Annotated in this window: 21 protein-coding genes, 1 tRNA gene, 1 pseudogene and 1 other annotated feature; of the genes and pseudogenes, 8 read left to right on the top strand and 15 right to left on the bottom strand. The window is 42.7% G+C overall.

Features of this window, described 5'->3' with window-relative positions:
• The first annotated feature begins 53 nt into the window (after positions 1-53).
• The 3 genes and pseudogenes from HWQ43_RS13815 (at position 54) to HWQ43_RS13805 (ending at position 1,827) form a co-directional block, all read left to right on the top strand.
• On the top strand, positions 54-974 hold the full coding sequence (locus HWQ43_RS13815; RefSeq protein WP_292734370.1) for a methylenetetrahydrofolate reductase: 921 nt from the start codon (positions 54-56) through the stop codon (positions 972-974).
• A gap of 126 nt (positions 975-1,100) precedes the next feature.
• Positions 1,101-1,675 (top strand): annotated as a pseudogene (locus HWQ43_RS13810) (Rpn family recombination-promoting nuclease/putative transposase).
• Positions 1,579-1,827 carry an Rpn family recombination-promoting nuclease/putative transposase gene (locus HWQ43_RS13805; protein WP_366932824.1) on the top strand — a complete coding sequence of 83 codons (249 nt, stop codon included), beginning with the start codon at positions 1,579-1,581 and terminating at the stop codon, positions 1,825-1,827. The pseudogene HWQ43_RS13810 and the gene HWQ43_RS13805 overlap by 97 nt, the downstream one beginning before the upstream one ends.
• Positions 1,828-2,224: 397 nt before the next feature.
• On the opposite strand, the gene HWQ43_RS13800 is transcribed toward HWQ43_RS13805, so the two are convergent.
• The 3 genes from HWQ43_RS13800 to HWQ43_RS13790 all read right to left on the bottom strand — a co-directional run bounded on the left by HWQ43_RS13800 (position 2,225) and on the right by HWQ43_RS13790 (position 4,255).
• Complete coding sequence (locus HWQ43_RS13800) at positions 2,225-2,470, bottom strand: hypothetical protein (protein WP_292734367.1); 246 nt, start codon at positions 2,468-2,470, stop codon at positions 2,225-2,227.
• Positions 2,471-2,695: 225 nt separating this feature from the next.
• Complete coding sequence (locus HWQ43_RS13795) at positions 2,696-3,250, bottom strand: phosphate-starvation-inducible PsiE family protein (protein WP_190240812.1); 555 nt, start codon at positions 3,248-3,250, stop codon at positions 2,696-2,698.
• Between the two features lie 81 nt (positions 3,251-3,331).
• A complete protein-coding gene (locus tag HWQ43_RS13790) occupies positions 3,332-4,255 on the bottom strand; it encodes a tetratricopeptide repeat protein (RefSeq protein WP_292734364.1) in 924 nt (307 codons plus the stop codon).
• A gap of 266 nt (positions 4,256-4,521) precedes the next feature.
• Between HWQ43_RS13790 and HWQ43_RS13785 the strand changes: the two genes are divergently transcribed.
• The gene (locus HWQ43_RS13785) at positions 4,522-6,570 is read left to right on the top strand and encodes an elongation factor G (protein ID WP_292734361.1); all 2,049 of its coding nucleotides are present in this window, start codon (positions 4,522-4,524) and stop codon (positions 6,568-6,570) included.
• Positions 6,571-6,658: 88 nt separating this feature from the next.
• Here HWQ43_RS13785 and HWQ43_RS13780 read toward each other — a convergent pair whose 3' ends face one another.
• On the bottom strand, positions 6,659-7,084 hold the full coding sequence (locus HWQ43_RS13780; RefSeq protein ID WP_292734359.1) for a PIN domain-containing protein: 426 nt from the start codon (positions 7,082-7,084) through the stop codon (positions 6,659-6,661).
• Positions 7,074-7,331, bottom strand: a complete 258-nt coding sequence (locus HWQ43_RS13775) for a hypothetical protein (protein ID WP_292734357.1) — start codon at positions 7,329-7,331, stop codon at positions 7,074-7,076. The genes HWQ43_RS13780 and HWQ43_RS13775 overlap by 11 nt, the downstream gene beginning before the upstream one ends.
• Before the next feature lie 53 nt (positions 7,332-7,384).
• Between HWQ43_RS13775 and HWQ43_RS13770 the strand changes: the two genes are divergently transcribed.
• Together HWQ43_RS13770 and HWQ43_RS13765 are read left to right on the top strand one after the other, a co-directional pair.
• Complete coding sequence (locus HWQ43_RS13770) at positions 7,385-7,513, top strand: hypothetical protein (protein WP_292734354.1); 129 nt, start codon at positions 7,385-7,387, stop codon at positions 7,511-7,513.
• Between the two features lie 341 nt (positions 7,514-7,854).
• Positions 7,855-8,505 (top strand): Uma2 family endonuclease, encoded by a 651-nt coding sequence (locus HWQ43_RS13765; protein WP_292734351.1) that lies wholly within the window; start codon positions 7,855-7,857, stop codon positions 8,503-8,505.
• Between the two features lie 139 nt (positions 8,506-8,644).
• On the opposite strand, the gene rplL is transcribed toward HWQ43_RS13765, so the two are convergent.
• The 8 genes from rplL to rplS all read right to left on the bottom strand — a co-directional run bounded on the left by rplL (position 8,645) and on the right by rplS (position 12,963).
• Positions 8,645-9,034, bottom strand: a complete 390-nt coding sequence (gene rplL, locus HWQ43_RS13760) for a 50S ribosomal protein L7/L12 (RefSeq protein WP_292734349.1) — start codon at positions 9,032-9,034, stop codon at positions 8,645-8,647.
• Positions 9,035-9,127: 93 nt separating this feature from the next.
• Positions 9,128-9,742: a 50S ribosomal protein L10 gene (gene rplJ, locus HWQ43_RS13755; protein ID WP_292734346.1), complete on the bottom strand. Its 615-nt coding sequence runs from the start codon at positions 9,740-9,742 to the stop codon at positions 9,128-9,130.
• A gap of 64 nt (positions 9,743-9,806) precedes the next feature.
• Positions 9,807-9,978, bottom strand: a sequence feature (ribosomal protein L10 leader region).
• A 70-nt stretch (positions 9,979-10,048) separates the two neighbouring features.
• On the bottom strand, positions 10,049-10,762 hold the full coding sequence (gene rplA / locus HWQ43_RS13750) for a 50S ribosomal protein L1 (protein ID WP_292734343.1): 714 nt from the start codon (positions 10,760-10,762) through the stop codon (positions 10,049-10,051).
• A 129-nt stretch (positions 10,763-10,891) separates the two neighbouring features.
• Positions 10,892-11,317, bottom strand: a complete 426-nt coding sequence (gene rplK, locus HWQ43_RS13745) for a 50S ribosomal protein L11 (RefSeq protein ID WP_099102703.1) — start codon at positions 11,315-11,317, stop codon at positions 10,892-10,894.
• A 6-nt stretch (positions 11,318-11,323) separates the two neighbouring features.
• On the bottom strand, positions 11,324-11,965 hold the full coding sequence (gene nusG / locus HWQ43_RS13740; protein WP_292734337.1) for a transcription termination/antitermination protein NusG: 642 nt from the start codon (positions 11,963-11,965) through the stop codon (positions 11,324-11,326).
• Entirely contained in the window at positions 11,965-12,186 is a 222-nt protein-coding gene (secE, locus tag HWQ43_RS13735; RefSeq protein ID WP_292734334.1) for a preprotein translocase subunit SecE, read from the bottom strand. The genes nusG and secE overlap by 1 nt, the downstream gene beginning before the upstream one ends.
• Before the next feature lie 189 nt (positions 12,187-12,375).
• Positions 12,376-12,448, bottom strand: a tRNA-Trp gene (locus tag HWQ43_RS13730).
• A gap of 152 nt (positions 12,449-12,600) precedes the next feature.
• Positions 12,601-12,963 carry a 50S ribosomal protein L19 gene (gene rplS / locus HWQ43_RS13725; protein ID WP_094348921.1) on the bottom strand — a complete coding sequence of 121 codons (363 nt, stop codon included), beginning with the start codon at positions 12,961-12,963 and terminating at the stop codon, positions 12,601-12,603.
• Between the two features lie 153 nt (positions 12,964-13,116).
• On the opposite strand from rplS, the gene HWQ43_RS13720 reads away from it, so the two are divergent.
• Positions 13,117-14,175 carry a glycosyltransferase family 2 protein gene (locus HWQ43_RS13720; protein WP_292734330.1) on the top strand — a complete coding sequence of 353 codons (1,059 nt, stop codon included), beginning with the start codon at positions 13,117-13,119 and terminating at the stop codon, positions 14,173-14,175.
• On the opposite strand, the gene HWQ43_RS13715 is transcribed toward HWQ43_RS13720, so the two are convergent.
• Positions 14,172-17,096: a DUF4347 domain-containing protein gene (locus HWQ43_RS13715; protein ID WP_292734327.1), complete on the bottom strand. Its 2,925-nt coding sequence runs from the start codon at positions 17,094-17,096 to the stop codon at positions 14,172-14,174. The genes HWQ43_RS13720 and HWQ43_RS13715 overlap by 4 nt on opposite strands.
• A gap of 472 nt (positions 17,097-17,568) precedes the next feature.
• On the opposite strand from HWQ43_RS13715, the gene HWQ43_RS13710 reads away from it, so the two are divergent.
• Positions 17,569-18,627 (top strand): glycosyltransferase family 4 protein, encoded by a 1,059-nt coding sequence (locus tag HWQ43_RS13710; protein ID WP_292734323.1) that lies wholly within the window; start codon positions 17,569-17,571, stop codon positions 18,625-18,627.
• Positions 18,628-18,724: 97 nt separating this feature from the next.
• On the opposite strand, the gene HWQ43_RS13705 is transcribed toward HWQ43_RS13710, so the two are convergent.
• Complete coding sequence (locus HWQ43_RS13705; RefSeq protein ID WP_292734320.1) at positions 18,725-19,381, bottom strand: hypothetical protein; 657 nt, start codon at positions 19,379-19,381, stop codon at positions 18,725-18,727.
• Between the last annotated feature and the right edge of the window lie 456 nt (positions 19,382-19,837).

Genomic DNA, 19,837 nt, shown 5'->3' with positions numbered 1-19,837 from the left:
CCCTTTTAGGTGTGATTTGCTATACCATTTAAGAAATTGAAATTCTTAATTCTATGCATCACACCCATAGCCACACAGCCTTTCGCAGAGCTGTACAAGCAGGTGAATTTCTAATTACCGCCGAGGTAGCACCGCCGAAAGGGGGAGATCCAGCGCACATGATTCAAATGGCGGCGACTCTTAAGGGAAGGGTTCATGCTATCAATGTTACTGATGGTAGCCGCGCAGTGTTACGGATGTCTTCGTTAATGGCGTCGGTGATTTTGTTACAAAACGGTATAGAGCCGATTTGTCAAATTGCTTGTCGCGATCGCAACCGCATCGGTTTACAAGCTGATTTGATGGGCGCTCATGCTTTAGGTATTCGTAATATTTTAGCTTTGACTGGCGACCCAGTAAAAGCAGGCGATCATCCAGATGCCAAAGCAGTATTTGATTTAGAAGCTGTGCGACTGCTGCAACTGATTCGGAAGATGAATCAAGGTGTTGATTGTAATGAAAAGCCTTTGACTGATGGAGCGTTAGATTTATTTGTTGGTGCAGCAGTAGATCCGCAATGTAAAAGTTGGTCGGGTTTACAAAGTCGATTTGAACGGAAAATCGAAGCTGGAGCGCAGTTTTTTCAAAGTCAGTTGATTACTGATTTTGAGCGACTAGAAAAGTTTATGGACACAATCGCTGCTGGTTATAAAAAACCAATTTTGGCAGGAATATTTCTGTTGAAATCAGCCAAAAATGCTCAGTTTATTAATAGATGTGTTCCGGGTGTAGATATTCCCCAACATATTATTGACAGATTGGCGAAAGCCAAAGATCCTTTTGAGGAAGGGATAAAAATTGCCGCCGAGCAAGTGCAGATAGCGCGGCAATTATGCCAAGGAGTTCACATGATGGCAGTGAAACGAGAAGATGCGATCGCGCCAATTTTAGATTTGGCTGGGATTGCTCCAGTGAATCAATTGGTATCTATGTAAATTAGAGAATGAATCTTTTATTAAAGCAGATGGTTATTTCTATCTGCTTTTTTTATGCTGAAATAGGCGCGGTTACACTATTTTTGATAGACTTTCAATATCCAATGTTCCCTTGACTAAATCTCGGTGCAAACTGACAAAATATTTTATAGCTTATTTCAAGCTTTTCCTAGCATATTTTTTGCCATAATTGGCGACACGACTGCCAATGTCAACGCATATCAATTTGTTTCAGTTGAGCTAAAAGAAACTGCTTTTAGGATTGATGGGGTATTCATCCCCACAAGTGAAACTACAAACCAACCACTGAATCAGTCAATTTTTGGCGTGCTGTTGTCATCTATCCGCAACGAAGTTTAGATCCAAACGATCGGCTACCATATCAATTGCTGCTAGACAGTTCACAAGTACAACGTATTTATCTAGATGAATTAGATACGAGGGAGAACTCACTGCAAGTTGCGATCGTTAAATTAATTATCGAAAGAGAAGAGACAGCCGTTGACAAAGGTAGAGAATTGATTTTACAAGCAAGGCAACAACTGGCAGATGAATCTACCACTAAGCAAATTGTAGAATTGATAGAGACTATTCTGTTGTACAAATTTACCCGGTTAAGCGGAGAGGAGTTAGCAGAAATCTTGGGTATAGACGACGAATTCAAAAAAACGCGGATGTATCAATCAAGGAAGACGGCTTAGAAGAAGGTCGCCAAGAAGGTCGCCAGGAAGGTCGCCAGGAAGCTAAGTTAGAAGCTATTCCCCGATTGTTGGCATTGGGATTGAGTGTAGAACAAGTGGCGGTGGCTCTCGATTTAACGGTGGCGCAAGTAGAGCAAGCAGCCCAGAATTAGTCTATCTGATAGTGGGCAGTGCTTGCCTCTAATTTAATCAGCAACTGCGACGCCGATAGCAATACGGTTCAGTTAAGGCTAGGACTCTTTGTCAAAGCCGTTTTTTTAACGTAGACGCAAAGCGGCTTGCCGCAGGCTACCACAGAGGCGCAGAGGACACAGAGAGAGAAGAAAGAGAAGAAAAAAAATGCTTAACTGAACTGTATTGACGCCGATAGCGTTCGCGCAGCGTCTCGTAGAGAAGCGTTAGCGAGTCCGCGTACTTCTTTCAGAGAGGCAAGCAAGCTACGCTTTTAGCGTCTCGTAGAGAGCGTCATAGCTTGTTTTAGACATCGCCTCTTTTTAAACCAGAAGCGATGTCTACGAGGGGCTTACGCCTACAAACTCAAAACTTGGGTTACATCTTACCGTGTTGCAGCACTTGTTGTAGATGTTGGCGAATCTCTTGTGCGTGTTCAATATCAGATTGCCGCAATTTTTGAAATAACTCTACACAAGGTTGAGAACCTACTTTTTCTGCATCTTTGATGTAGGTATCGTAAGCTTTAACAGCTTCAGCCTTGTTGTGCAAAATAGTGACAAAATCATACTCCAAGTCGCTAATCGCTGTTTGAGATTGTCCGTTACCTGTATTTGTAACCATTGCTTGAACCTCTTTTAGAATTTCTAATTAACGTTATATTCACCCTTAAAGAGTAATTCATCTTCCAAAAAGAGTATATTTCAATACGTCGGAAGTACCTTGCAAAAATAATTTCCTGATACAGTTTCATACAAAGGAGTGGGGAGTGGAGAAAAAGTATTTTCCCCACTCCCCAGTACAGACATGATTAATCGCGTCTCTCCCACTCCCCATTTTCATAACAATTTATCCAAGGGGTTGATTCTCATCACATTGACGTGAATACTGTAATTCCAACTCGTTTTGGCGTTCTCTACCTCCCCTATACACAACCGGACAAAACTTAGTGTTAGCGCTCATACAATCCATGTGTGGTGTCTTAGCGCATACCACGAGTAGTCCACCCAAAACAAATAACAAACCACAAATTGCAAGCGTATTAACCCAAGAAATTTCCAGCGCTCCGTGAACTACTACCTCTCGCAGCAAAGATACTATTGTTACCTCAACTGCCACTCCTACAGAGATACTATGTTCTTGCAAATAGACCATTAATAGTCGGAATAACTCGACTAAAATCAACACAAATAGTATTTTTGCAGTCACATGTTTATAGTCTAGTGGCTGCGTGAGGGCGATAGCTATCCCCCACAATTGGATTAGCATGACGGCGAACAAACCCAAACACAAAACAATCACAATTAAGTCTTGAAAGGCTTCCATGTTGCGAACAATTGATTGCCGATCAAGCCAGCGATCGCTAAATAAAAATCGACTTTTCTGGCGCTTTTGCATGTACATTTTTCCAATCGGGACGAGTTCAGACAACACCAGCGAGTCAACCCAATAGTTTTATGTTATGCAATATTAAGTTTTTCCGCCTCAGCGAGGTTGGTAATTTAAATTTTGTGCTTGTTGCAACAATTGCTCGGCATTTTTGGCCCACTGGGGATTTTTTTGAGAATTGTATAAATCTCTAGCAAATTGCAAGACTTGTACTGCATCGCCATATTGCTGTAACTGCATAAAAACTAACCCAGCACCATAATACGCGTTGGGATAGTTAGAGTTAGCTTCAGCTGATTTTCTAAAAGCCTCTAATGCCTCTTGTAATTTACTTTGTTGAAAAAAAATCGAGCCGAGATTGTAGTAAGCTTCTGGATACTTGGGATTAATTTTTAATGCCTGATAAAATGCACTTCTTGCTTGATCGAGTTTACCTTGTTGGAGATAACACATCCCTATGTGGTAAGGAGGTTCTGGTGCATTTTTGCTATATTCTACAGCTTTTTTAAAAGATGCGATCGCTTGTTCGCAATCTCGTTGCTGTTCTCGTACTAACCCCAAGTTATAGTGGGCAAATCCAAGTTTGGGATCGAGTTCTAAGGCGCGTTGCAAATAATCGTTAGCTAACTTGAAATTATTGCCTTCTAATAACGCTCCGCCTAAATTAGCAAAAGCTGGAGCAAATTTCGGATCGGCTTGCGTCGCTCGATAAAATGCATCCGCAGAGGGTTGTAATTGTCCCGTTTGTCGGTATGCTAGCCCGAGATTATAATACGCTGGTGCTAATGTCGAATCTAATTTAGCTGCTTGTTTAAAGGCTGCGATCGCATCTTGTACCCTTCCCGCCTGAATTGCTTGTAAGCCTTGGTTTAACCAGTCTACAGCAGTTTTAGGATTAGACTGTGCTAGCTTTGAGGCGACAGGAGGAGATAGAGCAAGAGAGGGGGAGGAAATACTCATAATCAGCAAAGTTAAACTTACTAACCCTGCTATGCGATATTTAAAGAATGATAATCTCATTGATTTTCTGACTCGCAACACTTTCAGTTAAATTTACTTGATAAAAAGTTTTTTACAAAAGTTTTTGATTTAGCATAAAAATTTTTGATGCTTAACTTTTCTTAAGCTAAATCTTACGACAGGCTACAATTTTTTTAACTTTCCATTAAAAGGAGCATAATAACAAATTAAAGAAGGGGTAATTTTGACTCCAGAGAACCATTTTTTATCCCTTAATATCTACGGAATAATGCGGTTATGAATGAATTACCGCAAGGGAGGTTTTTATGAACGAAAAAGTAAAATCGGGTTCGCGGAACGTTGCAATTGTCGGGCCTTATTTAAGTGGAAAAACCACTTTACTAGAAAGCTTGTTATTTGTCACAGGGGCAATTTCCCGCAAAGGCAATATTAAGGACAGCAATACAGTGGGAGATAGTGCTGCCGAGTCGCGCGATCGCCACATGAGTGTAGAAGTCAGCGCCGCTAGCACTGAGTATAACGATATTCGCTTCACCTTTATTGACTGTCCGGGAAGCGTAGAATTTGCCCAAGAAACCTACAATGCCTTAATCGGAGTCGATGCGGCAATTGTAGTTTGCGAACCCATCCGCGATCGCGTTCTCACCCTTGCCCCTCTATTTAAATTCCTGGACGATTGGGAAATTCCCCACCTCGTCTTCGTCAACAAAATGGATCGGGCAAATATTCACGTTCTAGAAACGTTGCACGCCCTGAAAGCAGTATCTAGCCGTCCCCTGGTAGCGCATCAATATCCCATCATGAACGGGGAACAACTCACCGGCTTTATCGATATGGTGAGCGAACAGGCATATCAATATCATCCAGGCGCACCTGCCGATCCCATTCCCTTCCCCGAAAGTTTAAAAGAAGAAGAACATATAGCACGGGCAGAAATGCTCGAAGCTTTAGCAAATTTTGATGACCATTTACTCGAAGAACTTTTAGAAGACATTGAGCCACCTCAAGAAGAAATCCTCAAAGATTTAAAAATGGAATTAGGGGCAGATTTGGTAGTGCCCGTTTTCTTTGGTGTGGCAGAACAAGATTATGGTGTTAGACCTCTATTAGAAGCCTTGTTACGAGAAGCCCCCGAACCAGAAAGCACAGCAGAACGTCGTTTAAAAAACATAAAAGGTGATACAGCTTTAGCGCAGGTATTAAAAACTTACTACACTCCCCAAGGTGGCAAACTCTCTTTGGTGCGTGTTTGGCGGGGCAAATTAACTGATGGCATTGTCCTCAATGGCATTCGCACTGGTGGAATTTACCGCCTCATGGGACAACAACAGCAGTTCGTTAATGAAGTTGGTGCTGGTGAAATTGTCGCATTGAGCCGTTTAGAAGGAATCAAGACAGGCGATACAATCTCCACAGAACAGCAGGCGGCGATGGAATTACCCAAAGCTGTACAGTTGGAACCTGTATATGCCCTCGCCATTACACCAGAAAAGCGCAACGATGAAGTTAAACTCAGCAGTGCCATTACCAAGTTGTTAGAAGAAGACTCTTCACTTGCTTGGGAACAACACGGCGATACCCACGAAGTTATCTTGTGGGGTCAAGGCGAGATTCATTTGCAAGTCACTCTAGACAGACTGCGCCGCAAATATAACTTGCCAATGACAACCCACTTGCCGCAAGTGCCTTACAAAGAAACCATCCGCAAAACGGTGCCTTCAGTTCATGGGCGCTACAAGCACCAAAGCGGTGGTCACGGACAGTTTGGTGATGTTTTTCTCGAAATCAAGCCCCTACCACGCGGTACAGGTTTCAATTTTAATGAAACTATTGTCGGTGGCGTGGTTCCTAAACAGTACATTCCCGGCGTAGAAATGGGCGTGCGGGAATTTTTGACACACGGGCCTTTGGGCTTCCCAATAGTGGATTTGGCGGTAACTCTGACTAATGGTTCATATCATAACGTTGACAGTTCCGAACAAGCCTTTAAGCAAGCTGCCCGATTGGCAATGCAAACGGGGATACCCCAAGCGGAACCTACCTTATTAGAACCAATTCTGCGAGTGGATGTTACCACACCGAGCGAATTTACTTCCAAAGTGCTGCAACTGGTGAGTGGTAGACGGGGGCAAATTTTAGGCTATGAGGGTAGAAACGATTGGCAAGGCTGGGATAATGTCTCTGCATACTTACCACAAGCAGAGATGCAGAATTTTATTGTAGAGCTGCGATCGCTCACCTTGGGCGTTGGTTCTTTCCACTGGGAATATGACCATCTCCAAGAAGTACCAGAAAAGCTTGCCGAACGTGTCATTCATAGCAATGGCAATGGTGGTAACGGCAACGGCAAGTAATTTGGGATTTTGAATTATATTGTAGAGTCGCGTAGGCATCGCTCAAAGGCTGAGATTCCCGACTTCTTGAAGAAGTCGGGAATCTTTTTCAATCTGTAAAAGGATTTGTGAACCGCACGCCCTCAACCGTCGCACCTGATGCAAAGTCTTCAGTATAAACTTCTTCAATTTGGTTGAGTCGCGCCGTTGCCCAAATTTGTGCGTCCCAAAACCCGAAGTGATGGGTTTCCACGCCGCGAATTGCTTCTAAGGAAATGAGCCGTGTAATATCAACGACATAACAAGCAGCTAAATAGTTACGCATTCGCACCAGCGCCTCAGCAGGAGTTAAAAGCAATCGCCGAGTCCGGGTTGTGGCCATAAAAAACTCTCCCAATACCTGGGTACTAATTACGGCCTTCCCAGAACGAATCAATTGGTCAGTAATTGCAATCGCTCGTTCCTGTTTTGCAGTATCTAGAGGATCGTAGATGTAAACGAGAATATTAGTATCCAGTAAAACCCTACCGTTCATAGAGGTCTTCACGCTGCCAATCCCGACCTCCAAGTTGAGCAGGTCGAGTTTTAATTTGGTCAATAAATTCTCTTTCGGCTTCCCACATTGCAAGATTGGTTTGGGGTGCAGTTATTTCACCAAGATGAAGATCAATAGCTTGGCGAATAATCTCTGCTTCACTTACACCCGCTTGTTGAGCGATCGCCTTTAGTAGATGCTCTTGACGTGGTTCAATATAAATCTGCTTACGAATTTTGCTTGACACAATTTAGATTGTAAATAATATATACATCACAATATACATTATTTAGTTGTGGAGTGCGATCGCTCACCTTAGGCGTTGGTTCCTTCTACTGGGAATATGACCATCTCCAGGAAGTGCCAGAAAAGCTTGCTGAACGTGTCATTCACAGCAATGGTAATGGTGGTAATAGCAACGGCAAGTAATTTTGAATTTTGAATTAATTGTAGAGTAGCGTAGGCTTTGCCCTTTTGTATTTTAGATTTTGGATTAATCTAAAATCAACACTAGCCCGAAACTTAAAGTTTTGGGCTAATAACTAAAGTCCAATTATTAAGGACTACCAAAAAATAAATCATCCAATCTTATTTTGTAGGGTGTGTTAACGAAGTAACGTACCATTTTTCTAATCTGTCATGGTGCGTTAACTAGAGGCATAACACACCCTACAAGTTGGATATTTTTTTAACTGTAAGTCCCTTAACTATCTAAGAAAGTTTCACACTTAACCCACGCAAAAGTACTATTTTCAAAATTTTAGTGATTAATGGTAACATTTCAATTGCAACAATTAAGTGTTCCGCCGGGACATAGAGTAATACTCCACGATGTTAGCTGGCAAGAATTTGAGGCAATTTTAGAAGAACTTGGCGACCATCAAGCCACTCGATTGGCTTACAGCCAGGGAACTTTGGAGATGAGAATGCTGTTACCAAAGCATGAGAAAGCCAAAGTCATCATTGGAGATTTGGTAAAAATTCTGTTGGAAGAGTTAGAGATTGACTGCGAAACATTTGGCTCAACCACTTTCAAACGTGAAGATATGGCTTTTGGTTTAGAGCCTGATGATTCTTTCTACATTCAAAATCATGCTCAAATGATTGGTAAAGAGCGAATAGACTTGAGGGTTGACCCGCCACCTGGCTTAGCAATTGAAGTTGATGTTACTTCCAAAACTCAACTTGATGCTTACGAAGCATTACTAGTTCCTGAACTGTGGCGATATGAAAATGGCAAGCTACAAATTAATATTCTTCAGGGTGGTAAATACATTGAGTCTGAAATTAGTTCTACTTTTCCCAACTTGCCCATTGTTGAAGAAATTCCCCGGTTTGTCGAACAAAGCCGAACTTTAGGTAGAAGTCCAACGCTTAGAGCATTTCGTCAATGGGTAAGAAAGCAAATCAACCCAACTTAATGTAACCCTTGCTCTTTTAACAACAAATTAGCGTTTTAATACTTAATACTATTTTTATCTGCAACATAAGACTCTACGATAAAAAAAGGAGCCTAAGTTAGGCTCCTTAATTAATAAAAAAATGGTAATAGAATTGTAACTACTTAACAGTCACCTTACCGCCAGCTTCTTCGATGCGCTTTTTAGCATCTTCGGCAGCATCCTTAGCAATACCTTCTTTAACTGCCTTGGGCGCAGCTTCTACCAAGTCTTTAGCTTCTTTCAGACCCAAACCGGTCAATTCCCGGACAATCTTCAGTACGGCAATCTTCTTATCAGCTGGGACTGATTCGAGAATGACTTCAAACTCAGTTTGCTCAACAGCTTCTTCAGCAGGAGCAGCAGCAGCACCAGGGCCTGCAAACGCTACGCCAACAGGTGCAGCAGCACTCACGCCAAAAGCTTCTTCAATTTGCTTGACTAATTCAGAAGCTTCCAGCAAAGAAAGAGTTTTTAGTTGTTCTAAAATGTTATCGGTTGCAGCAGACATTGATATAACTCCTGTAATTTTGATTATTTATTTGTCATGGGTCATTGGTCTTTAACTATAGACTTTTGACTTTTGACTGATGAACCACGAAGTCTATTCAGCAGCAGTTTCAGTGCTACTATCACCTTCAGCAGTGCTTTCGGTGCCGCTATCTTGTACAGCAGCAGTTTCGGTACTACCACCACTTTGCTCTTGGTCGGCCACAGCCTGCAAAGCACGAGCCAGTGAACCAGGAACTTCGTTGATACCCACAGCAATCTTGGTAGCCAAGGAATTGATAGCCCCAGCAATTTGGGCGATGAGTTGTTCCTTAGATGGCAAGTCTCCTAGTACTTTGACATCAGGTTCTTTGAGTAGGCGACCTTCCAGTACACCACCACGAAGTTCTGTCTTCTTGGTGACTTTTTGGAATTCTTGGTATGCCTTAATTGCCGATGAAAAATCTTCTTTTACCAGCAAAAAGGCGGAAGCACCGTTGAGTAATTCCGACAAAGGCTGCCATTTTTCATTACCTTCAATGGCAATGCCCATTAGGGTGTTCTTCGTCACCTTACAAACAGTGCCACTGGGACGTAACCGCCGCCGTAAGTCTGTGATTTCCGAAACTGTTAGCCCCTGATAGTCAATTACCAGTGCCAGAGTTGACTCACTCAAAGTTTCTTTGAGGTCAGCTACTATCTCTTTTTTATTTTCTAGTGTTCTACCCATTCCAATCTCACCTCCTTAAAACAATCGGGGAAGTGCCCTAGTTGTGTGTTTTTATCTCAACCTGAACCCAAACAACAAACCCCAGCTAATATATATAGCCGGGGTTGAGTAGTAAGACTCTTGACGCCATAGTTATCACACCTTTATGGGTGGTAATTCTGACAATTAGAGTTTTAACCTCGGCAGGATATTAAGTTATTAGCACCTGCTGTCTCCGGCTTTGCCTATTTAATTTAAAGTTAGGAGTGAGTAGTTAGGAGTTAGAAGTTTTATTCTTAACTCCTAACTTATAACTCATAACTATTATTAACCTGCTTGGCTCAGTTTCAAATCTCGTAGGGCACTGATATCAACTTTAATTGATGGCCCCATAGTGGCTGACACATAAAATGTGCGCCAATAACGACCTTTAGCTCCTGAAGGACGGTTACGGTCAATCGTCTCCTGCAATGCCTTCAGGTTGACTAACAAATCTTCAGGCGAGAAGGTTGTCTTACCAAACATAACATGGACAATACCAGTTCGGTCAGCTCGGAATTCTAATTTACCAGCTTTGAATTCTGCGATCGCACCTGCTAAATCAAATGTTACGGTTCCACCCTTGGGCGATGGCATCAAACCACGCGGCCCAAGCAATTTACCCAGCTTTGCCACTTGTGGCATTACATCGGGTGTGGCAATCAGCTTGTCAAAATCCATTCTACCTTTCTGGATTTCGTCAATCAGTTCTTCCGATCCGACTATATCAGCACCAGCACTGCTGGCTTCGTTTACCTTTTCGCCTCTGGCAATCACCGCCACTCGGACGATTTGCCCTGTACCTTTGGGCAGTGCTACCGTTGTCCGCAACTGTTGGTCTGTATACTTGGGGTCAATTCCTAACCGGATATGCGCTTCCGCAGCTTCGGTAAATTTAGCTGTTGCTGTGTCTTTAAGAAGGGCTAAAGCCTCTAGGGGATGATAATCTTTTTCTTCTACTTTTGCTTGCAGACCGTGCAAACGACGCGATATTTTTGGCATTTGTTCTCCTGGGGTAATTCCGAAGCCTCGCCTCTCCCCCGATAATTTTTAGTTATGAGTCCTTTGTTATTTGTCCTTTGTCCTTAGTCACTTACTAATGACTAATGACCAATGACCAATGACCAATGACTAATCCGTAACTGTTACGCCCATATTTTTAGCCGTTCCTGCCACAATCTTCATTGCCGCTTCGATATCGTTGGCATTGAGGTCGGGGAGTTTGGTTTGGGCTATTTCTTGCAATTGTGCTTTGGTAATTGACCCAACCTTCTTTTTGTTGGGTTCATTCGAGCCTTTTTCAACTTTCGCCGCCTTCCGAATCAGTACTGATGCGGGTGGCGTTTTGAGTACGAATGTAAAACTCCGGTCTTCAAAAACCGAAATTTCTACAGGTATCACCATTCCAGCTTGGTCTGCTGTTTTGGCGTTGTACTCTTTACAAAACATCATGATGTTGACACCATGTTGACCCAAGGCGGGACCAACTGGCGGTGCTGGGTTGGCTTTTCCAGCATTCAGGGCCAGTTTAATGACCGCCACTACTTTCTTCGCCATTTGTATTTAACTCTGTTTCTCTACCTGATTAAATTCCAATTCTACTGGTGTATCCCTGCCGAAAATTGAGAGCAAGGCTTTAAGTTTACTCCGTTCTGGAGAAACTTCAATCACCTCGCCTTCAAAGTCTTTAAATGGACCAGAAAGCACCATTATCTTATCACCAGTAGCCATGTCAATTTTGACAACAGCTTCTTGTTCGCTGGTTTGTTTGAATATACGTTCAACTTCTGAAGAACTTAGTGGTATGGGGTTGACATGACCGCGACCCTTGCTGCTACCACGTTTTTGTTCTGAACCGACAAAGTTAATTACATGAGAGGTGTTGCGTACCACCTGCCAAGTATCATCATCCATCATCATCCGCACCAGCACATAGCCAGGGAAAACTTTTTCTTCTGTATGCTGGCGACTGCCATCTTTACGGATTTTAACCGCTGGCGTCTGCGGAATTTCTACCTGGATAATTTTGTCAGCTACATCAAAAGTTTGAATACGTTGCTCTAAGTTAGTCTTTACACGCTTTTCACAGCCTGAAGCTACTTGTACTGCATACCAGCGCGCTTCTTTTGACGCTGCTTCTGCTGCTTCTGCTGTTTCCTCTGACTGCAACATTGAGTTGCGTGGTTCATCTGTTGCAAAACTCATTAGAACACCTGTTTTGCTGCCCAATGAAACAATCCATCGACCAAGTATATCAAAGATGCGGAGAGTGCCACCATTAACAACACAGCGGCGGATTCGCTCACTATCTGTTTCCGACTGGGCCAAACTACTTTTTCAAGTTCTTCTTTGGTTCCCTGTATGAAGTTGCCAAAACTAAACCCATTTGTGGTTTCTGGCAATTCTGCTTCACTTTTTTTGGCCACGACCGTTTATCCCCCGTTTCTTATACTAGATCCTGTTTAATTGTCATCTAGGTTTTGCAGTTTCGACTCTATTTCACTTACTGGAAGCAAAACAACTGCAAATACAATAAGTTTACCCGAAATTATTAGCGCTAACTGCTATATTAGCAGCAGCGTAATTATTTCGGGCTTTGTTTTTTTGCTCTTGAGCGCGCCCTGGAGGACTTGAACCCCCGACATCAGGTTTTGGAGACCTGCGTTCTACCAACTGAACTAAGAGCGCACAAGCTGTTTTTGATTCAGTGATTGCGCTGAACTAAATTTCAGTTTAACGCAATATGCGATTTATATCATACCTTAATTTTGTCGGGAAAACAAGTCAGCGGCAGATGCCGCTTGCAGCTTGAGATTTCTCCCATACTTTTGAAGGACGAATCACAAAGGGCGGTCAAACCGTTGCTTGATTCGGGTTGCCTTACCTACGCGATCGCGGAGATAATATAGTTTAGCACGGCGGACTTTACCGCGACGTAACACTTTAATGCTGTCAATCCGGGGAGAATGCAACAGAAATACCCGCTCAACGCCCACGCCTTGAAAAACCTTACGAACTGTAATAGTTTCGTTGATGCCGCCATTGCGCTTGGCAATCACAACTCCCTCGTAGGGTTGTACGCGGTATTTTTCGCCCTCCTTGATTTTCACTCCCACTTTTACAGTGTCGCCCACATAAATGTCGGGCAGATTCGATTTTATCTGTTCCGCTTCAATGGAGCGGATAATCTCTTGAGCGTTCATAGTCTTTCTGTCTGCTTAAAAAAAACTCACGATCATCAATGATAAATCGATAATCCTATTTCAGTCTACTTGTTAGGATTGATAATTGTACTGATACAACAGCTTGCATATCGAAGCTATATTGCAGAATGCCGTACTATAAAGGAAAAATTTATGAAATTTAGTATCGTCATCAGTACCTATAATCGCTTGAATTTGCTGCAAAGAGCAATTGATTCGGCTCGTAACCAAACAATGGAGTGCGAGGTGGTTGTTGCTGATGATTGTTCTTCTGATCACACCCAAACCTATCTCAAAAGCTTAGGGGACAAGGTTGTTTACCATCGTAACGAAGTGAACCTTGGTCATGCAGCAACGGTGAATGCTGGAGTTGCCAAAGCTAGCGGCGACTGGATTAAGTTTTTAGATGATGACGACTATTTAGCGCCCAACTGTATAGAAGAGATGGCAAAGGCGATCGCACTTCGCCCCGAAGCTGTAATCTGCTCTTGTGTGGCGGCTCAGGTGGATGGCAATGAAGTTGAACTCTCTCGCACCCCCCAAGTTGGCCCTGGTTTAGCTTTTTATATCCCCCAAGCCGATATTCATTACGGGATGCTTTTAGAACTTGTACCCTTTGGCACACCTGTACAAGTAGCTTGTCGACGTGATGCTTTTCTACAAAGTGGTGGTTGGGACTCCACACTCGATGCTAACTGTGATGACATCGATTCCTGGATTCGGATTGCTCAGTTTGGCGATGCTATTTTCTTCAACCAGTGTCTTGCTTACCGCACTATCTGGCCGGGTGCGTATAATCAAAAGTTTTCTTTGTCTCGGCGGTTAGCGACAAATATTTTGATGAAGGAAAAAATTTATGCCTTGGTAAATGAGCAACATCGCTCAAAGATTCCCGTCTTTCAGGATATAAAAAATTACCTGAAACTCCATTGGCTTTTAGTCGCACTGAAGCAAAAAAATCTCAAGAGTTTTCTTTCAATCATAGATTCATCTATACTTTCTCCTCGGTCTTGGAAGTTTTTGCTAACTGCTATTTCATCACGTCGCTCTCAGGGAAACAATTCTCAAATTCGTAAACTTGTACTGATTGAGTTGTACTATGATGTCTGGCAAAATGCCCAGAATCAAAACGCCAGTCTTCAGAATTTAGAATTAGATTCTGTACCACTGGTGGACTTGCCCATGAGCGCCCAGTCGAACTCTCAGCACTAAACGAGGACGTTACTACCAATTACCAGATTTGTCGCGGTGAAATTATCCAAAGTCGCCAAGGTGTAAAAAGAATAATAAGCAAAGACTTTAACTTCTGTAGAAGTACCCGATTGCAAAAATTGTAGGTTGCCATCACCAATGGGATTGCTGCTACTGTAGCCCCGACTCTTAAACAGGTCAGTGAGAACTAACTTATCCTCGCTTTGATTAAAATCAGTGATTGTATCGCCGATATCATCCAAGGTTTGGGAGATGAACTGGTCATGGCCGTTACCGCCAGTCAGGGTATCGGAATTTGAACCACCAACAAGGATGTCATCGCCAGCACCACCAATGAGGCTATCTTGACCTGTACCACCAACCAGAATATCATCGCCAGCACCACCAATAAGGGTATCCTGACCGTAACCTACACCACCTTTTAGTAGGTCGTTGCCACTCTTGCCGTCGATGCGGTCATCACCCCCCTGACCATTAATGACATCATCTGAGTTGTCAAACCCATCGACATTGTTGTTCAAGTCATTGAGAAAGGTGACTGTGTTTTTGTTGAAGATGGTGCTTTGGGTGGAGTTGGCATTGAAGATATCAAAGCTGTCACGAATGCTGCTTTGCCCATCAAACAGGATATTACCCAACGTTGATAGGTTATCTAGGTTTTCCAGGGGAAAGTTTTGCAGGATAACTTTGTCATCAGCCACCCCTTCAAAGGTGAGTTCCAGATTATTACCATTCTGGGTGAGTTGCAGATTTCGGGCAGTTAATCCAGCACCTTGGAATTTTAGGGTATCTAATTCGCTAGCGATCGCTGCTGATGGATTTGAGCCTTTACCTAACCCACCAAAATCAGTGATGGTATCAACACCGTCACCTAAATTGTAAATAAATTTATCTTTGCCACCGCCACCAGTTAGGATGTCGTTACCTTGATTACCTGTGATGGTATCGTTCCCAGCTTGAGCGTTAATTATGTCACCATAGTTTTTGCCCGCTAGATTATCAGCGCCATTGGTTCCATTCACCCCATTGAACTCTAAAGCACCAATATCAACTGTACCTTCAGATATTCTGTCAAATCCAGCACCCCGTTGATCAGTGGTAATACCTGCTGGAATCAGAGCATTATTGCCTGCGTTAATGGCGGGACTATTGCCAATTAAGGCATTAGTAAAAGTTGCATCGCCGTTATTTTGCAGTGGGCTGAGTTTAGGATCAATGGGGTTGGCGCTGGTGCCGACGAGGGTGCTAGTAGTAAAGCCAGTGCTAGCAATGTTATTGCCAATCAGATTATAGCCAAGGTCGGTGAAATTGCCCTCAACATCGGGGTTTAAAAGATAAGTTGTTCCTTCAACCAAGTTGCCTGCGATGATGGTATTTCCAAGAATAACAGTACCATTTGATCCATTGAAAACGCCGCCATTCTCAGCATAAATGCCGTAGTTACCTGTTGCGTTGTTATTGGTAATTGTGCTGTTGATGATGTTAAGTTCGTCGCTAAAGTCGTAAATGCCACCCCCATTATCTAATGCTTTATTGCCAGATACAGTACTATTAGTCAGGGTAGCTGTACCGATACTAAAAGGAAGATCATCTCCTCCGTTATAAATACCAGCCCCGTTATTCGCCGTATTGTTAGATACAGTGCTATTGGTAAGCTTGAAGTTACCTTCAGTATAAATACCACCACCAGTAGAGCTTGTCGTATTGCCAGAGATACTGCTTTCAGTTACGTTGAGGATGCCTTCGCTATAAATGCCGCTACCGCTGGAGGTTGCCGTATTGTCAGAGACGCTGCTTTTAGTTAAGCTAAGGACGCCTTGATTAGAGATCCCGCCGCCGCTAGAGGTTGCAGTATTGCCAGAGACATTAGTATTGGTAAGCTTAAGGGTTCCTTTGTTATTGATACCGCCACCGTTGGAGGTTGCCGTATTATTAGAGACATTACTATTGGTCAGGCTAAGAAGGGTATTGTTATTAACCAAAATACCGCTATCATTACCGTTAGCAACTTTTAAACCATCAATACTGACATCTCTTCCTAATCCTGATATCTCAAACACCCTAGAGGCATTATTTCCGCTGACTGTAAGGTTTGATGCCCCAGTTCCAAGAATGGTGACATCATCGGTAATTTTCAGTTGCCCAGAGGTGAGAGTGATAATATCTGGGGTGGTATCCTTGAACACTCCCCCAAAAGTGATCGCATCATCCCCAGTAGTCGCATTAGCTAAATTAATTGCTTCCCGGAGTGTGGTAACGCCGTTGTTGCCATCACCATCATCAGCGTCCCCGGTATTGTTCACTGTGAAGGTCGCCAGTACTCCTGCGTAAGCTTTCCGAGTAGTTTCTGTAAACGGTAGAGTAACTTCCATCTGGGCAGTGCGTATTTCCAGTTCCCAGTTACCTCCTAATGCCGCATTGCCTATCATCTGACGGGAAGCAGCAATATTTGCTCCTGTTAGTTGATGCAGTTTGGTAACAAATTCTGCCCCCACATCACCGTCAGCGACGTTGCAACCATATACGAGTAGGTTGGCTACAGTTGTAGCAGATGTAACTAATGGTTTAGCAGTTTTGGATGAGGTGGAAAATATCTTCTGCCATTGTTGCAGTTGCTGGCTGTGGTATTCGAGGGTATCGAGTCCCAAGTGAGTGTTGCCAAGTTGCAAGCTACCGGGGGCACCGTGGCAAACAATATGAATGCTGTTAAAATTCTGGTCAGCGCGAGTTGCCAAAATCTTTGTAATTTGTTCAACACCATTCTGTGTCGGCTGAATAACAAATACTTCGGTGTTGGGAATAACGCCGTTAATTAAACTCTGATAGTCTTCTACTGCTGTGTCGATGAAGACTAGGTTATGTGTATATGAGGTGGGAATTACGGAATTTAATCGGAAGTGTGGAGTATGTAACGTTGCCATTTTGTCACCTCAAACTAAGGTTATGAGTTCAACTCAAATTGACTGAAGCTCGATCATTACTGGGCTTTCACACAATTACTAACAGTAATAATGAATTATTTGTTACCATTAATTCCCTTCTTTATAATCAAGTAAATTGCTGTTTTTGTAAAGCAGTATTTAAAAAAGGCTTTTATTCTCTGTTTTGGCTGGTGTGCTGTACTAGAGTTTCGATACTAAGTATTGGGAAATATAAAATTTGAGATAACAGATTCAGTCTTTAGAATTTTGAAGTTTTACCCCGATTTATCGAGCCGTTACTGAATAAGTCTTTAAGCTAAGTAACTGGTAATAAGCGCTCTTAATCAGTAGAAAGTGGTTAATTTTACGCACTACTGACTACTTTTGAGTTGTCGCTGAAGACCTCAATAATTATGTTGGTTAATTTATACGCGGTTACTTATCTTTATTTTTTATATACATCTCAAAGATTATGCGAATCATACATATTTTGAACCACGTTCAAGAAATAGGTAACGGTATTGTGAATGTGGCTGTGGATCTGGCTTGTCTACAGGCAAAATCTGGTTATGAGGTCGCGGTTGTTTCTGCTGGTGGAGAATACGAGGCTTTACTAGAGCTTTGTGGTGTCAAACATTATCACTTAGACCAAAGCAGAAAACCGCTAAATACGATTAAAGCAGCTATACGTTACCGAGCGATCGCAGCTGAATTTCAACCGGATATTGTTCATGCCCACATGATGACGGGGGTAATATTAGCACGCATTTTTAAGGGACGCAAATATGCTTTAGTTTCTACAGTCCACAACGAATTTCAGCGTGCTAGCTTGCTGATGGGTTTAGCTGACAGAGTAATTGCTGTCAGTCAGGCTGTATGTGATTCTATGATTAGGCGTGGTATTCCAGAAAACAAGTTGCGGGTGGTATGTAACGGCACTTTAGGCAGTCCCCGCACTAGACAGATACAAGATTATCTACCTTTACCATTACAACATCCAGCGATCGCCACTGTAGCCGGAATGTATCAACGCAAGGGAATTGCTGAGTTAATTGCTGCCTTTGAACAAATTGCCTCAGATTTTCCCCAAGCCCATCTTTATTTGGTAGGAAATGGCCCTGATAAACAGCTATTTGAGGCACAGGCACAAGCAACTTCTGTAAAAGAACGCATTCATTTTGAAGGCTTTCAACCAGAACCTCAACGCTATCTGATATCTTGTGACATATTTGTGCTGGCTTCCCACCGTGACCCTTGCCCTTTGGTACTTTCGGAAGCTAGAGAAACTGGAACTGCGATCGTCGGCACTCAGGTAGACGGGATTCCTGAAGCTTTAGACAATGGGCGAGCAGGTCTTTTGGTGCCAGCAAAAGATAGTCATGCTTTAGCTGGGGTTTTAGTGCAATTACTGAGTAATACTGAGATGCTGCAAGAGTGGAAACAGCGGGCAAAGAAAAACCTAGATAGGCTGAGTGTTGCCCGTGTCCATCAGGAAACAATGACAGTGTATCGTGAGTTAATTACAGAATGAGGGTATGGGCACAAGAGGCAGAGGTGCGGAGGAGCAGAGGGGAACTTATTGCAACTTCTCCCCTGCTCCCTGCTCCCTTGCTTCTTTCCCAGTCCCCTTAACAGAGCGATCGCTTTAATTTTAAAGCTACGCCTAAAGCGCCAAAAACCAGTACACCCAAAACGTTAGTTGATTCAGGAACAGCCGTGTAATAAGAAGCCACTCTGATCGGCCCATCTTTATCTTCTTGGTCTGCTGGAATTGGTGGAATGATTCCAGCACCTGGCGCTAGATTAGGCAGGGTAGCGAATGGATTGTAAAACAGAGTTCCGTTTGGGATGACGCCACCACTAAAAGTGACAGTACTACCAGCAATGGTAATGTCTGTAAAAATATCCTTTAGATCGGGGTTAGCAGAGTTACCAATCTTCCCATCTCCATTAACATCTCCCCACTCCACTGTTTCATTATCCAATGGTGGAGTAGAATTCGGATTACTATAGGACAGGGTTTTTAAATCAAAGACCAAGCTATTTATATCGTATCCGGTAGCATTTAGAAAGTTATTAGCTACATCTGGGACACCATATTCTATTACTTGCCCTGGTAGAAACCCTGTAAGGGTTCTTGGTTTTTTTGCATTGAGTACATCTTGATTTTTAGTCGTCACAATGGGTTCTACAAAGATGACGGCTCTTGCTGGTATCGAAGACAAAAAACTAATTCCTGCTGCTCCGAGAACAGACAAGGCTATTTTTGTGGCAATTCTAGTCATATTTGTGTCCTTTGGATATTGATTAACAGAGTGCTATACCTCGTGGTTTAAATCAAACAGCAAGAACTCACTTTTAAACTGCTATCTACCAGCTAGATAAATAGTGCTTAATGTGTGTTTGCTCACTGAGTTGATATCTACTCATAGGTTGATTTATAAAGCAATTCTTGTAATGCTTTATCATGATAACTAGTAATTTCACGCAATCTTTATAAAAAATCCAAATTATAACTTATACATTGACAGATTAGACAATGTGTGATTCATAAGTAATTACCCTGACTGCTAATGAACTGTGGTTCATTCTGTCTTAACGGGACGCTACAACATAGCAGGTTTGAGATGAATCCCCAGAGGGTTATTCCCGGATCTTAAAGTCGTTCGTTCGGTGTAGAAAACCCTGAAGCTCTTTTATACTCCCCTTAATTGCATTAAATTCTCCCTCAGATCGCTGCC

The sequence above is a fragment of the Nostoc sp. JL31 genome, assembly GCF_017114965.1.
Taxonomy (GTDB): domain Bacteria; phylum Cyanobacteriota; class Cyanobacteriia; order Cyanobacteriales; family Nostocaceae; genus Nostoc; species Nostoc punctiforme_A.
Note: the sequence above shows the minus strand (reverse complement) of the source record. Positions and strands in the feature narration are given on the sequence as shown.

What these genes read in the sequence shown, in the direction of transcription:
- HWQ43_RS13815 (WP_292734370.1), top strand. Translation starts at nt 54, where the DNA reads ATGCATCACACCCATAGCCACACAGCCTTTCGCAGAGCTGTACAAGCA.
- HWQ43_RS13800 (WP_292734367.1), bottom strand. Translation starts at nt 2,470, where the DNA reads ATGGTTACAAATACAGGTAACGGACAATCTCAAACAGCGATTAGCGAC.
- HWQ43_RS13795 (WP_190240812.1), bottom strand. Translation starts at nt 3,250, where the DNA reads ATGTACATGCAAAAGCGCCAGAAAAGTCGATTTTTATTTAGCGATCGC.
- HWQ43_RS13790 (WP_292734364.1), bottom strand. Translation starts at nt 4,255, where the DNA reads ATGAGATTATCATTCTTTAAATATCGCATAGCAGGGTTAGTAAGTTTA.
- HWQ43_RS13785 (WP_292734361.1), top strand. Translation starts at nt 4,522, where the DNA reads ATGAACGAAAAAGTAAAATCGGGTTCGCGGAACGTTGCAATTGTCGGG.
- HWQ43_RS13780 (WP_292734359.1), bottom strand. Translation starts at nt 7,084, where the DNA reads ATGAACGGTAGGGTTTTACTGGATACTAATATTCTCGTTTACATCTAC.
- HWQ43_RS13765 (WP_292734351.1), top strand. Translation starts at nt 7,855, where the DNA reads ATGGTAACATTTCAATTGCAACAATTAAGTGTTCCGCCGGGACATAGA.
- rplL (WP_292734349.1), bottom strand. Translation starts at nt 9,034, where the DNA reads ATGTCTGCTGCAACCGATAACATTTTAGAACAACTAAAAACTCTTTCT.
- rplJ (WP_292734346.1), bottom strand. Translation starts at nt 9,742, where the DNA reads ATGGGTAGAACACTAGAAAATAAAAAAGAGATAGTAGCTGACCTCAAA.
- rplA (WP_292734343.1), bottom strand. Translation starts at nt 10,762, where the DNA reads ATGCCAAAAATATCGCGTCGTTTGCACGGTCTGCAAGCAAAAGTAGAA.
- rplK (WP_099102703.1), bottom strand. Translation starts at nt 11,317, where the DNA reads ATGGCGAAGAAAGTAGTGGCGGTCATTAAACTGGCCCTGAATGCTGGA.
- nusG (WP_292734337.1), bottom strand. Translation starts at nt 11,965, where the DNA reads ATGAGTTTTGCAACAGATGAACCACGCAACTCAATGTTGCAGTCAGAG.
- rplS (WP_094348921.1), bottom strand. Translation starts at nt 12,963, where the DNA reads ATGAACGCTCAAGAGATTATCCGCTCCATTGAAGCGGAACAGATAAAA.
- HWQ43_RS13720 (WP_292734330.1), top strand. Translation starts at nt 13,117, where the DNA reads ATGAAATTTAGTATCGTCATCAGTACCTATAATCGCTTGAATTTGCTG.
- HWQ43_RS13715 (WP_292734327.1), bottom strand. Translation starts at nt 17,096, where the DNA reads ATGGCAACGTTACATACTCCACACTTCCGATTAAATTCCGTAATTCCC.
- HWQ43_RS13710 (WP_292734323.1), top strand. Translation starts at nt 17,569, where the DNA reads ATGCGAATCATACATATTTTGAACCACGTTCAAGAAATAGGTAACGGT.
- HWQ43_RS13705 (WP_292734320.1), bottom strand. Translation starts at nt 19,381, where the DNA reads ATGACTAGAATTGCCACAAAAATAGCCTTGTCTGTTCTCGGAGCAGCA.